Origin of the sequence: Lysinibacillus sp. NPDC056959, assembly GCF_042674095.1 — a bacterium.
GTDB classification, from domain to species: domain Bacteria; phylum Bacillota; class Bacilli; order Bacillales_A; family Planococcaceae; genus Lysinibacillus; species Lysinibacillus zambalensis.
This window is the reverse complement of record NZ_JBHURE010000005.1, coordinates 17,083-30,905: the sequence shown is the minus strand read 5'-3', so window position 1 is coordinate 30,905 and position 13,823 is coordinate 17,083. Positions and strand designations below refer to the sequence as shown.

The 13,823-nt window shown below is 33.5% G+C and carries 13 protein-coding genes; 6 read left to right on the top strand and 7 right to left on the bottom strand.

The genetic code is table 11. From position 1 onward, the window contains the following. Position 1: 1 nt before the first annotated feature. The 3 genes from arcC to ACFTQ7_RS07950 all read left to right on the top strand — a co-directional run bounded on the left by arcC (position 2) and on the right by ACFTQ7_RS07950 (position 3,053). Complete coding sequence (arcC, locus tag ACFTQ7_RS07960; RefSeq protein WP_386828037.1) at positions 2 to 934, top strand: carbamate kinase; 933 nt, start codon at positions 2 to 4, stop codon at positions 932 to 934. Between the two features lie 369 nt (positions 935 to 1,303). Then, the gene (locus ACFTQ7_RS07955) at positions 1,304 to 2,230 is read left to right on the top strand and encodes an alpha/beta hydrolase fold domain-containing protein (protein WP_386828036.1); all 927 of its coding nucleotides are present in this window, start codon (positions 1,304 to 1,306) and stop codon (positions 2,228 to 2,230) included. A gap of 352 nt (positions 2,231 to 2,582) precedes the next feature. Then, entirely contained in the window at positions 2,583 to 3,053 is a 471-nt protein-coding gene (locus ACFTQ7_RS07950) for a DinB family protein (protein WP_386828035.1), read from the top strand. A 527-nt stretch (positions 3,054 to 3,580) separates the two neighbouring features. Here the strand turns inward: ACFTQ7_RS07950 and ACFTQ7_RS07945 are convergent. The 5 genes from ACFTQ7_RS07945 to ACFTQ7_RS07925 form a co-directional block, all read right to left on the bottom strand. After that, positions 3,581 to 5,143: a glycoside hydrolase family 10-like protein gene (locus tag ACFTQ7_RS07945; RefSeq protein ID WP_386828034.1), complete on the bottom strand. Its 1,563-nt coding sequence runs from the start codon at positions 5,141 to 5,143 to the stop codon at positions 3,581 to 3,583. 750 nt (positions 5,144 to 5,893) lie between these two features. Further along, positions 5,894 to 6,670, bottom strand: coding sequence for a GNAT family N-acetyltransferase (locus tag ACFTQ7_RS07940; RefSeq protein ID WP_386828033.1), 777 nt, complete (start codon positions 6,668 to 6,670; stop codon positions 5,894 to 5,896). A gap of 262 nt (positions 6,671 to 6,932) precedes the next feature. Beyond that, on the bottom strand, positions 6,933 to 7,190 hold the full coding sequence (locus ACFTQ7_RS07935; RefSeq protein WP_386828242.1) for a YxiJ family protein: 258 nt from the start codon (positions 7,188 to 7,190) through the stop codon (positions 6,933 to 6,935). A 129-nt stretch (positions 7,191 to 7,319) separates the two neighbouring features. Beyond that, complete coding sequence (locus tag ACFTQ7_RS07930; protein WP_386828032.1) at positions 7,320 to 9,176, bottom strand: alpha/beta fold hydrolase; 1,857 nt, start codon at positions 9,174 to 9,176, stop codon at positions 7,320 to 7,322. A gap of 57 nt (positions 9,177 to 9,233) precedes the next feature. After that, the gene (locus tag ACFTQ7_RS07925) at positions 9,234 to 9,800 is read right to left on the bottom strand and encodes a TetR/AcrR family transcriptional regulator (protein WP_386828241.1); all 567 of its coding nucleotides are present in this window, start codon (positions 9,798 to 9,800) and stop codon (positions 9,234 to 9,236) included. 304 nt (positions 9,801 to 10,104) lie between these two features. Here ACFTQ7_RS07925 and ACFTQ7_RS07920 point away from each other — a divergent pair, with 304 nt between their 5' ends. After that, positions 10,105 to 10,350, top strand: coding sequence for an MBL fold metallo-hydrolase (locus ACFTQ7_RS07920; protein ID WP_386828031.1), 246 nt, complete (start codon positions 10,105 to 10,107; stop codon positions 10,348 to 10,350). 106 nt (positions 10,351 to 10,456) lie between these two features. Beyond that, a complete protein-coding gene (locus tag ACFTQ7_RS07915; protein WP_386828030.1) occupies positions 10,457 to 10,858 on the top strand; it encodes an MBL fold metallo-hydrolase in 402 nt (133 codons plus the stop codon). 80 nt (positions 10,859 to 10,938) lie between these two features. Here the strand turns inward: ACFTQ7_RS07915 and ACFTQ7_RS07910 are convergent, their stop codons facing one another. Further along, on the bottom strand, positions 10,939 to 11,373 hold the full coding sequence (locus tag ACFTQ7_RS07910) for a GNAT family N-acetyltransferase (RefSeq protein WP_386828029.1): 435 nt from the start codon (positions 11,371 to 11,373) through the stop codon (positions 10,939 to 10,941). Between ACFTQ7_RS07910 and ACFTQ7_RS07905 the strand changes: the two genes are divergently transcribed. Continuing rightward, positions 11,366 to 11,845: a DGQHR domain-containing protein gene (locus ACFTQ7_RS07905; RefSeq protein ID WP_386828028.1), complete on the top strand. Its 480-nt coding sequence runs from the start codon at positions 11,366 to 11,368 to the stop codon at positions 11,843 to 11,845. The genes ACFTQ7_RS07910 and ACFTQ7_RS07905 overlap by 8 nt on opposite strands. Before the next feature lie 25 nt (positions 11,846 to 11,870). Here ACFTQ7_RS07905 and bluB read toward each other — a convergent pair whose 3' ends face one another. Next, complete coding sequence (gene bluB / locus ACFTQ7_RS07900; protein ID WP_386828240.1) at positions 11,871 to 12,512, bottom strand: 5,6-dimethylbenzimidazole synthase; 642 nt, start codon at positions 12,510 to 12,512, stop codon at positions 11,871 to 11,873. Between the last annotated feature and the right edge of the window lie 1,311 nt (positions 12,513 to 13,823).

Genomic DNA, 13,823 nt, shown 5'->3' with positions numbered 1-13,823 from the left:
AATGGGAAAGAGTGTAGTTATTGCTTTGGGCGGTAATGCCATTTTACAGCCAAAACAAGCAGCAACTTATGATAATCAATTCAAAAACGTAGTGTCGGCAACAGGCCATATGGTGGAAATTCGAGAAGCGGGGCATAAAATCGTCATCACACACGGCAATGGTCCGCAAGTGGGAAATATTATTGCTCAGAACGAAGCTGCTAAAAATGTTGTTGAACCACTACCAATTCATGTTTGTAACGCCGAATCACAAGGGTTCATTGGTTATATGATGGAAACAGCTTTAAAAAACCATATGAAAGAACGAGGCATTGCTACAAACGTGGTGACATTGCTAACAATGGTTGAAGTGGCCAAGGAAGATCAAGCGTTTGAAAATCCGACTAAACCGATTGGTGTATTTTTCTCGGAGGAAGAAGCGAAACGTCTAGAAGCGCAAGGCTTTACGATGGCGGAAGATGCAGGACGGGGTTACAGACGAGTAGTCCCTTCACCAGAACCACAAGTCATTCATGGTATAGACGAAATTAAACGTTTAATTGATGATACAATCGTTATTTCATCTGGTGGCGGCGGTATACCTGTATATCGTGAAGACAATGGTCAATTACATGGTATTGAAGCAGTCATTGACAAAGATCGTTCAGGATTAAAGCTTGCACAACAAGTGGCTGCGGATGTTTTCATGATGCTAACAGATGTACCAAATGTCTATATTAATTTTGGGAAAGAAAATGAGCAAAAATTAAGCCACATTACAGTAGCAGAAGCTGAACAGTATGTTGCAGAAGGACAATTCCCAGCAGGAAGTATGTTACCAAAAATGCAAGCAGCTATAGAATTTGCGAAATTAGGTAAAGAGGCAATTATTTGTTCATTAGATCAAGCGATAGCTGCATTAGACGGAAAAGCAGGTACACGTATAACAAAATAAGCTAAATTAGTTGTTTGCAACGTCCTAGAGCGACATATAGCGTTCTAAAGACGTTGCAAACTTCTTGTCGTTTACTTACTTCTAAATTGTTGAAACGCTCTTAAAGGGGATTCTAATAACCTTTAAACGAACTAGAGGAAAGTATATGAATCGATTGTTTTAATTTAAGAGTCCAAAACTATTTGTCTTAAAAGTGGAGAAATAGTTTTGGGCTTTTTTATATTTAGGAAAAAAAGGATAATAAAGTATAATAAAGATGTAAAACAGTTTGAAAACTTCTAAGATTTACGGCTATTACATATCATTATTCTGTGTTTTGAAACAAAATGGACGATAAAAATGATTATTTAAAGGGGAGAAAATTTAAAGATGAGTGTAACAATTTATAACGAAGAACGTTCTGAAGAAAGTATTCAATTCGAAAAATGGTTAATTGCTGAAAGTAATAAAGAGAGTTTTTCTAGTATTGCATACACCGAGCAGTTTGTTAAGGAAAGAGGAACTGAAAACAGAAAACCGTATGTTATTGGAGAGGATGTTACACTTTTAAGTGAAGTTAAGGAGCATATTTTAGAGGGAATACAGGTTTTCACATTAAATGACCAAAAGTCTTTGAAGCAAAAAGCTATTCTATATATACATGGTGGTGCTTGGACGAATCAACCTTTAAATTTACATTGGTTGTTCTTGGATATAATGGCGCAATCTTTGAATGCGAAAATAATTGTTCCGATTTATCCTAAAGTACCTCATTTTAACTATAAAGATACGTACCCAAAAATTCTAAACCTTTATAAAGAAATGCTTGCATCTGTTGAAAATTCCAATCAATTAACGATTATGGGAGATTCGGCAGGCGGTAATATAGCACTTGGCCTAGCACATTTTTTAAAAATGAACAATTTGCCTCAACCGAAAGATATTATTTTATTATCAGCATGTGTAGATATGAATTTTGAAAATCCACTTATAGCTGAATATGAAGAAAAGGATCCGATGTTAGCAAGTGAAGGAATGGTAGTCATTACAAAGTTATGGGCAGCTGATAAAGATTTAAAAGACCCATTGATTAGTCCAATATTCGGTGACTTTAAAGGACTTGGAAAGATAACTCATTTTATTGGAACGCATGAATGTTTATATCCAGATGCAATAAGACTTGATGAAGAACTAACTGAACAGGGAATTGAACTCAATACTTTTGTTTATCCGAAAATGAATCATGTGTTTGTTGTTATGCCAATCCCTGAAGCTCTAGATGCTCAACAGAAAATTATTTCTATAATTAATAATTAAGTGCTGTTTTTTTAAGTGCAGAACATATGTTCTTTGTATAAATAAATCAATTGAATTATGCAAAAAAAAGAACGTTTTTATATTTAAACTAGAGAATATGGTTTATCAGAAGTCACAATTTATAAATGTCTTAACCTTTATTCTCCAATTGAAGGTTAACTGCAGCCGAAATCGCAGACTATGATCATTTCGCGCATAAAAGGGCTTAAAAGTACGAACGTATTATAAATAAAAGGAAATCTTTGTCGATATATGGACGTTTGGTCGGTAAAAGTAGTTCAAATATTTAGCCGTATATGATTTTGACAAAGTGGATTATGTATTAAAGGGATTAAACTGGAGGGAACAAACAATGGATGCAAAGACACTATTGTTACAACAATGGGCAAGCTGCTTAGATGAAGAAGACTGGTTTCCAGCACTTAAAAAAGTACTGGAGGAAATTACTTTTGAACAGGCAATTTGGAAACCAACTGAAGGAGCAATGAATTCCATTTGGGAAATAGTTTGTCATTTACTTTTCTATAAAAACAGACTTTTGACGCGATTTTTTGGTGATACAGCGAATGAACCACAGGCAGATAATAACGAATCTACATTTCGATTACCAACGATGACGCTTCAAAATTGGAATGAAACAAAACAAGAATATTATGAAGTTCATCGTGAACTTGAAAAAATACTAGCAAAAGCAGAACAAGAAGATTTGTATCGACAGATACCAGGAGAAAGATCATTAGTGCTTGAAATGAAGAGTTTAGCATTACACGATGCATATCATATTGGGCAAATAGTATTTCTAAGTAAAATACAAGGAGCTTAGAGCTTAGGCAGGTAAACGCAGATTTCATATTAAGAACGGGAACGTCTGAGGATGTTCCCATATTTTATACTTGAAAAACAACAATACTAATTAAATTAACTTTTTTTTAGCTGTTTCGTCTCACTATTATTAGTATACTTTTCATTGATACGTAACTTCCTATAATTTATATTATGTAAACTAAAATTATTTTGCGAGGAGGAGGGCTTGGATTCGTCTACTACTGTACATGGACATCTGTATATGTACAAGAACTTGCAGACACTCATATAAAATTAAGTGTAGTCTTTTAATAAAAATTCATTAAAATGTTGCTTTAAAATAAAGTTTGTTCAAAAATTCTTCACAAGCCAGCATTTTACGATAAATAAAAAGAATCCATTTTGTAAAAAGATTGATCAAAATGGATTCTTATCCCTCAAATTTAAGATTGGTTTTTATAAAAAAGATCGATTATTTTCTACCAACAGGCTTTGAATCTACAGGTTTTTCTGGTTGCTCTGGCCCTTCAGGTGTTGGCTTTATTGCTACTGGTGAGGATTTCCATCTTTTAGAACAAAAGCAGTTTTACTTTCCACACCTGTAGCAGATATAGACTTTATACCATATGTGTATATTTTACTATTATTTGCAATAGTATCTACATAAACAGTATTACCTTGTGTGTTATAAACCACGTCTACTATATTTTTAACGTCTTCATATGATCCTTCTTTTGTCCCATCAAATCGGTATATTACATATTTCCTTGGTTGAGTACTATTTTCATCTGTAATAGTAAGCTTCATGCCGAAAGACTCTTTACTCAATTTAACATCAGTTGGACATAAAGGTATTGCAGAGCCTTTCCAATAAATTGTAGGTGTTAAAGCTTTATAATTGTATAGTTGCTGATTTAGATAAGAAGCATATCCAAGAGCGTTATTGTTAATACTTCTTAGAGAAAAATGCATTTGCCCTTGAGCATTTTTATTTGCTCTGTTGGCGATTACTTGGCTGATAAGTTCCGTCTTATTATTCCATGCAGTATCAGAATCATTTCCAACTTTATGATTGGCCATGCCAATATATAAATTAACAGGATGGACTTTTGCGTATGTTTGAACTTCTCTTCCCCACCAATCTAATAAAACAGAGTAATTTGCTGCTTTATGATTTCTGGACCAATAGATTTGAGGCGCAATATAATCGATACTTCCATCTTTAATCCACTGTCTTGTATCAGCATAAAGATCATCGTAGTTACTCATTCCATTCGTGTTACTACCAGTAGAATCTTGCCCTTTGTTTCGCCAAATTCCAAACGGTGATATTCCATATTGAACATGAGGTTTAATTGCCTTAATGCTTGCATAAACCTTTTTTACTAATTGATTAACATTATTTCTGCGCCAGTCTTCAATATTATTGAATGAGCCACCATACTTTTTAAAAGTTTGTTGATCTTGAAAAGTCTCTCCTTTTATTTTATAAGGATAGAAGTAATCATCCATATGTACAGCGTCGATATCATAGTTGCTTACTAATTCTTCTATGGTTGATAATAAGTAATTTTGAACTTCCGGCAAACCAGGATCTAAATAGTATTGTTTACCGTATTTCACTACCCAATTAGAATTTTTACGGGCTACATTATCGGCAGCAAGATTAGTCAAAGATTGCGAAGGCATAGTGACCCTATATGGGTTTACCCAAGCATGAAGTTCTAATCCTCGCTTATGTGCTTCGTCCAGCATTATTTGCAATGGATCAAAACCCGGATTGGTCCCTTGTGTATTGCCTGTTATATACGATGACCATGGAGCAAGCTTAGACGGGTACAGTGCATCATTTAATGGCTTAACTTGAAAAATAACTGTATTAAAGTTATCAGCTTTTAATTTGTCTAAGGTACTTTGAACCCATTGAGTATATTGGGTTTTACTCATACCTGCCTTCATATCAATATTAGATACTGTTGCAATCCAGGCTGCACGCATTTCATTTTGAGGTAGTGAATTAGCTGTAGCCTTTTGATTTGTAAAAACAGGAATAAGTAAAAGTAAAACAAAAAAAGTTACTAAGCACTTTCCAAAAAAATTTTTAAACATAAATAATGAAATCTCTCCTTTTAATTCTCAACTATTAAAACCTAGCTGTTACTATAACCTAAGTAAATACCATTTCAGCCTATTCTATAAAAGTAGGAACTGATTTATCCTTCTAAATTTTGTCGGCAGGACCCCCTATTGGTAATTTCAATTGTTTGCGAAGCTCGTTGGAAAATTTTATTCTGTTTCTTCGCTCACTATATAATACCACAAATCCCCAATTATTCTCCCTTCACCGGTAATCTCCATTTATTTAAATTCTTGACGCCAATTTTATGATAGCGTTGAATAGCAATCATTTGGTCAATTGTTAAGTTTGTTTAATAAAGTGGACCATATGGTGGAAGGATTGGAAGAAATTCTTCACAAGATAAACATCAGTTTTAACATAAATGTCCAATAAAAAAATCATCTCAAAGGATAATTGAAGAGATGATTTTTATAAAACTTTATTATTTGTTTATCTTAGGATTGTTGCTTTGTAAAAAATATTGATTAAGAAGGTGCTACAAACATTGACTTAATGACAGAAGAAAAACCATCATTTTGAAAAAACATTGATCAAAATGAGAGCTTTTTTAGTACATTTGAATATTATTTTGTAAAAAAGATTGATTATTTCGGAAAGCGAATCTTCAACTAACGCACCCCGTTAGTTGAATAAGAAAAGAAACGCTTATTCCACAATCGCACCCTTTAACGGAATAACACATGAGCTTCTATTAGCTAGTTTTTTAATAAGAGGCTCTACTACTTGGTAGAAGGTGACTGGCAGCCATAAGAGTATGCAAGACATAGAAAACCACTCTTTTCTAGGATAGGCCTACTCATTGAACTGGCGTCAACAGTAAGGAAGGGATGCCCATTTTCAAATGCCTTTTTTGCACGAGTAGCTAAAAGTGCTGTATAATAACCTTTTCCTCGGAACAACGGTAGTGTTGAACCTCCCCATAAGCTGGCGAAGGAGGAGTTTTCTTCCAAACATATCCAAGCTGCACTTACAAGCTGACCATCTTCATAAATTCCATAAAGGTATAGGGATTCAGGATTATTCTGTTTATCTCTCCAAAGTCTTTCTCCCAGCTCAGCATGCGGTACATTCCAGATTGCGTCTTCTAGAACAATAATGTCTTGAATGCCTTGTTCATCTGTTATTTCCTTTAAATTGAAGTGTCGGTCATTATTAAGCAAGGGGTGCTGTTCATCTAACTTCATGACCATTAGTGCTTCAGGGTCATCTATTGTGAATCCTTCTTGTTCAAGAATATCTTTCAAACTAGCAGGCTTGTCGTAGTTATACACCTTCCACTCAAAATCCTGCTCAAGGTTACTAAAATAGTTTAACTCGTTCTTAATAATTTCTCTTACATCGCCTTCGTTTACATTAGATGAGACAATGAACCCTTTTTCACCAAACTGTGAAATGTGACGCACGACATGTTCTGTTTCCTCTCTTATGTAACCTTTTACTTGAGCCTCTTGTCGAAGTTCTTTGTGGAATAGTGAGATTAATTCATTTTTATCCATGGGCGACCCTCCTATATTTTAAAAATTCTTTTTCTAACGAATCTTATTCCATTAATTAACATATTGATTAGTACCAATTATTTCAAAAGAAGACGTTCGACTCAATCTTTTTTTTCGTAAAAAAGACGCTTTTCCTTGTTCCATAATCGCGCCCCTTAATTGAATAACGATTAACCTTCTATTAGCTGGTTTAGTTCAATAAAGAAAAAAAGGGCTGTCTATGCAACTCATTTTATTGAATTTTGTTGTATAAATTTCAAGTTCATTTCTCAAAAGTCAGATTTATTTTTGTGTAAAGACTCTGTCGTTTTAATGGATAATGGTTATTTGACAACAGCTGTAATAATAATTTTCTTGCTTGTTCAAAGGTTTTATATTCCTGAAAGAAATGATTATAGTTTGCAATCCGGTCTTCAAGAAATTCATATTGATTATAGTATTCAAAAAAAGACTTATAAAGCATGTCAATTTGTCCTTTTGGAATTTGATTTGTCATATCTTCTAAAACATAACTCGTAATAATCTTTCATTAAAGTAAACCAGGATAATTTATGAAGTTATAGCTACTGTGGAGCTGCACATGTAGAAAATGACCAACTTTGTTTTAGATATTAAAGGATACTACACGCTTTTTATTTATCCCACACTCTCATCTGCTAGTACTGCTATTTTTTATTACCAAATTAGCCGTTTCACTCGGATGGTTAAGAGGAAAATGATGACCATATGGAACAAAATCAACCTTACCCAGATGCGAAGGAGCAGAATAGCCTCTGTCATATTCCCCCCAAATAATGCGAAGATTATACTTTGTTACTTCATTGAAATCACCTTGAACGTTTTTCAATAGTAAACTGTTAAGCTGAACCGTAGTATTTAAAATTCTAGGAGAAGTAAAACTGTTACTTATTTTTTCAATATAATGTTCAGGGATGCTCTCCGTACTTTCAAATAAACCATTACTTAATAAATAACGCTCTATCAAATTAGTAGTTGCCAATTTCAATGTCCATTTGTTCATAAATTGAGGAACATTTATCGATTTAGCATTTTTTTTAGCAACAGGTGGCTGAAGTAAAGTAATTGTATACTTCTTATCTATGTACTTTTGTACTAATGCTTCCAAAAGAATATACGCACCAAATGAATGGCCAATTAGATGGGCACCATTAGTAGCTTTCTCCAATAGCTTTTTCAATACATTCAAATAGATATTTAAAAGATTTTTCTCTCGTTTAAAAGGAGAACGTCCCAAACCTGGAAGGTCCATGATCCATACAGGTCGACCCGTTTTTTCATGAAGCTCTTTCCCTAAAGGAAATAAATCCTCTCCATCACTTAATAAACCATGTAATAAAATAAACGGTTTACCCTCTCCTTGTGATTGGTAAATGGTAGTATTATTACATAATGTTCGTTTAAATAAATGACTGTGCTGGCCATTTTGATACATCATGCGATAATCCAGATCAGCTATTACGGCTGGGAAAAATTTCATTACATTTGTCTCCTTAAACCAATCTTCTCCCATAATCTTTTTCGCTGAACCATTTGAAAATGTTCGATTTGTAATAAAGTTCAGCCCATCAGCAGGAATTTGGGTTATTTTGCTTACGCCACTATTCATAAGTGCTTTCATAATTGGCAATGGGGCAGAAATTTTAGGTGCAGTCATATTCATACTTTCTGACATAGCATCTAATAATTCTGAAATATTCTGATCATGTTGTTTATCTTCAACAAGTGTATATGTTTGTATAGTTGGTTGTTCCAATCTGAAAACCTGCACAATAAACTTTGCTAGTTCATCGTTTGCAATAAGTGGTAATCTGTATTCCTTACCTCCAGGAATTACTGGCATGAGCCCTTTTCGCATACTCATCACAAGCAAGCCTAAGCCTCCTGTTTGCTCCGTACTCCCTGTTTTACTACTACCAACTACAGTTGGTGGATTAATTACTGAAAGCGGATAACCTACTGTTGATGCCTGCTGACGGATATAAAGATCTGCTAAAAACTTTGTTCTCTCATATGGATTTTTTATTTTCAAAAAATTGTTTCCTTCTTTAAACACATCTATCGCAATCTTGCTATTTTTATCATCAAAGGGACTCATATAGCCTACAACATGAATAAATTGTTGCAATCCCTTCAATTGATGAATATTTTTAGCGAATTCACTAATATGTTGGGCACCATTCAAAAATACGGAAGCTGCCTCTTTGCTTGTCGCTTGAATATCCATGGGGCCTCCTGCGTGAATAATCACATCCGTTTTCAATACCAACTCCTTATCTTCAGCACTTAGACCTAAGTCTATTTTCGTCAAATCACCTTCAATAAAGTGCATAACTGCCTCTTTTAAGATGCCTCTTTCTTGATAAATGCGTGTTGCTTTACTTTTCGATCTCACTAATAGAAGAATTGTAACATGCTCTTTGGCTAATTCCTTCACTAATTGCTTTCCAATAAAACCTGTTCCACCAGTTAAAAATACTGTTCTCATATAAATCCTCCTTTTAGTACTATTTAGTACTAATCTGATGTAAAAAAAATGCTTCTTTTATCGAAGCAAGTTAAAAAAATGATCTGCTGTTTTCATGATAACAGTTGCATCCTTCAGTGTTTCTGAAATAAATAGCGCTCCTTCAAGATTTGTAATAAAAAGAGATGCAACCTCGTCAATATTAATTGTCTTTCTAAATTCACCATTCTCTATCCCTTGTTTAAGTAATAGAGAAACTTTCGTTTGTAATCCTGCAAAAAAAAGACCTATTTTTTCTTTTACTTTTGTGGCATTTGTAGGGCTTTGAATATAAAGCGTAATAAATGGACAGCTCCCCTTATATTCTCTCGTCTGAACTCCTTGTGATAATTGCTTTAAAAACAGTTGGATACGATCTTCTACTAATAATTGGTTTTGAGATAGTAAGCCATCAATTGCAGATTGATACATTTCAATCCAATAATCAACGACCCCTTCCAACAATTCTTCCTTATTAGAGAAGTGATAATACACATTAGACTTTGAAACTTTGCTTACACGAACCAATTCATCCATGCTTGTATAAGCAAACCCTTTTTCTAAAAATAATGTTGCAGCTACTTCAATCACACGTTTTTGATTCATTAATTTTACCTTTGTCATAATTAGTACTGTACAGTACTATAATAGGTGTTGCAAGTATATTTGTTAGTTTAATAAAAAAATTGATCAAAAAAGCTATACTTTAATTGATTTTACTGCTAAAAATTAATCTCATTTTGAACAAAGTTGAACTGAACCCCAAAACTGTTTTGGATGCCTTGCAATTTTTCACTTGTGTTTTAACGCTAGGTTCATATATTTTTGAAAAGAAAACAAATATGTTTTTTTGGAAGATACATACGAATTTATTTTTGTAGTTACTAAATTGTTTAGAGGAGATTCTTTTATGCCCATTTCAGTACAGCATATTCGACATGCTACATCAATTATCTCAATAAATGGAAAATTATTACTGATTGATCCGATGTTGAGTGAAGCTGGTAAACTTTCACCTGTCCCTTTCACTAGAAATTATCGCAGAAATCCATTGACTTCATTGACTGTTTCACTTCACATTTTTGAAGATGTAGATGCTATCCTTCTAACACATCGTCATTTTGATCGATACGAAATCTATATCCATCTTGAATAAGGAAACTATTGTATTTTGTAGCCCTAGGGACCAAAGCTTTGTTCAAAAAGCTGGATTCAAGAAAATAATAGCAATTAATGACTATTATGTATGAGAAGGAATTCAAATGTGGAGAATTGAGAGACCGCATGCTCCTGGCATTACTGGTAAGATACTCGGGACAGTTTCTGGTTTTTATTTGAATACGATGTCGAAAGGTTTTATTTATATAGTAGGTGACTGTATTTATACACCAAATATTGAAAAAAACTTTCGAGATTTATCGCCTGATGTTGCTCTTTTGAATGCCTCAGAGGCAGAAATGATATGGGGAACTATTATTACAATGACACGCGAGGATATCGCTCGCATTGCTCAGCTATCTCCGAAAACTAAGCTACTTGCAGCGCATCTAGATACTAATAACCACTGTAAATTGAGTCGAAAGCAACTATCCGATTTTCTTAAGGAACAGGATCTAAGTGGTTCAGTATTGATTCCTAAAGACGGTGAAATTATTTCTTTTTAATTGTTTCCATTATTAAGTATAACTTCACCAATAATAAAATTAAGTATATCCATGCCAATTCGGCAAAGATATACTTAAAGTCACACAATTCTTTCTCTCGTACCAACAATTCTAAAGCGCATCTTTTTATGTAATTGAATACTTGATGTATTTATGGTAAAGATAGATGATTGGAGTGTCCAAAACCCTGCCTTCTCACTCTCTTCAATTAGTATTTTAAAGAGCTTTGAGGCAATACCTTTCCCTTTACAATCACTTGATATACAAACACTAACTTCTCCCACTCCAGAATAAACGGTGCGTGTAGAGACAGGGGAAATGCCAATCCAACCAACTTCTCTTTTGTGTTCTCCTGCAACAAAGCGCAATGTTGCATGGTGTCTTTCATCCCATACCTGTTCACTTGGCACAATTGTTTCAAAGGTTGCCATCCCTTTTTCGATTCCCTCTTTATAAATCTTTAATCCCTCTTTTAAATCCTTCTTTTCCATTTTACGAGTAATTAGTGTGTCCATTCCATTTCCCCCCTGTGATGGTCAAAGAAGAAATTTTGGGAGATTAATATGTACAAAAAAAGCTACATTGATGGATGGGCAGCATAGATTAGGTGGGATTAGTGAATATATAAAAGAAACAGATAGCACATTAAACGTTCCCTTTTTGGCTTTTCATTATTTAGATGAGGATGAAGAAATTAAATTATTTGATGTAATTAATTCAAAAGCTAAGGGTATAGGTACATCACTAAGTCGCTATTTAAATAGGGATAATGATGACATTAGCGGGATTGCTACAAACTTAATACTTAAGCCAGAGAGTCCCTTCTTTAGTAAAGGAACATTAATCGGAAGAAGAACTAAAGAAAAAAATGTAACATTACAAAATCTGTACAACATCATAAAATTATTAACTAAAAAATCTGCTTTAGCAAATCTATCAAAAGAACGAAAACTAAATATTGCTTTCAATTCAACATTATTCAATTAACGCACCCTGATAGATTAATAAGTCTTTAGTTTTGTCCCCATTTATTTTCGAAAATAAGATGTTCTAAAGAACGTCTTTTTTCCCAATTAGCTAACTCTAAAATGGGCTTTTCTGGGTAATTTTCAGTATAACCGATTGATATAAGAGCAATGGGATCGATGTGTGGTGGTATTTCTAAAATGTCTCTAATATCATTCTTTTTATAAAAACTTACCCACCCCATCGCAAGTCCTTCAGCACAAGCTGCTAACCACATATTTTGAATAGCACAGGCTGTTGATAATATATCTGTTTCAGGAATTGAATTTCGTCCTAATACATGGGAACCTCCTCTTGTAGGGTCACATGTAACACAAATAGTTATAGGAGCTTCTTTTAAACCCTCAATTTTTAAATCAAGGAATTTCATTTGTTTTTCCCCATCATAATGAATAGCTAATGCTCGGCTTTCTTTTTCTGCTGCCCAAGCCAATTTTTCTTTAATTTCATCAGTGGAAATCAAAATAAAGTTCCAAGGTTGCATAAATCCTACTGAAGGTGCATGATGAGCTGCATTTAATATTCTATGTATAATGTTTTCAGGGATAGGAGTTGATAAAAAACTTCGAATATCTCTCCTATTATAAATAACTTTATAAATAGACTCTCTTTCTTCATTAGTAAACATAAATTTCTCCCCTTTTCTATTTTTAATATTAACTAATTTTTCATTATTCTGCCACGTAAGTTGAAGTGAAAATGCACCAAAAAGCGTGGTTTGGGTATGTTTGTCCTTATCGTTGTATCCGCATAAATCTGACTCCACCTCTTCTTACTTCGGATTAACATTCGTCAAATCGATTACCACAATTCCGTTCAGTTTCATATATGGATAATGGCACCATTAATAATAGACCGGTTTAAAGACACCTTCTGCAGATTTCACAATGCCTTTGGCTGCTGAATCGATAGTCCTTCTAATAGCCAACGAAGCTCTTGCTGAAAGAGAGTTCATACTTCAGCGTGTTAATGTATAAAAATGAACAAAGGATATAATTCATTAAATATCTCTAATGGGATAGAAATAATTGATTGGGATGAATTATTTATTTTACGGATTTGGCTTAATTCAGATGTAACGAAGTTTATTCGTGGGAAATGTAACAGTTTTCCAATTACATCTAACGCCGAATCTAAATCTTCATCAAAATGCGCTTTTTATACTAGAAATTCAGATTCCATCTATAACACCTCTTCTTTCCTTACATATCATTAGAGCATTCTGAATAGTAATTAGTTGCATAAAATTAAAATATTTTTATTATTCTATTTTAATCTAGGTCTGGCTACAAAGCCACAATCTATCGCTATTTGAAACAAGAGCAAACACAACACCTAATAAGGTTGTGCTTGCTCTTGTTTATTCATATTTGCCTTAACGTTGTAAATCCACATTTTTCTAAAGGGGCCCCATTTAAATCTAAATGATTCACCAATATTTTAAAACCAGATTTATCAATTGTTCTATATATTATGTAACTCAATTAAGAATAGTCGAACATACAAATTTGCACGTTCGACTATTCAAATATTCCCGTTCTAATATCAATAATATATGTATTTATTCTTCAACCAAGGGCTTGGATACGTCAACTACCCATAATATCTGTACTTTTCGACTTGTAATTCTGAAGTTCCTTATAATTTTCATGTGAACGACAATTCTCCTTTTTTAAGATAATAGGATGATTTTGTACAGATAATAATTATTGTTTAATACGATATCTGGAGGTTTTATACTTGCAACTACACGCAGCCATTGATGAATTTATATTGTATATTGATATTGAAAAAAATTACTCGGTAATACAGTCACTAGTTATGAATACGATTTACAACTCTTGTTAAGCTTTTTAACGGATTATGGCTGTTCAACCTGTTTAAATGACATTACTAAGACCAAACTTTACTCATTATTAAGAGGCCTTAATTGAAATTT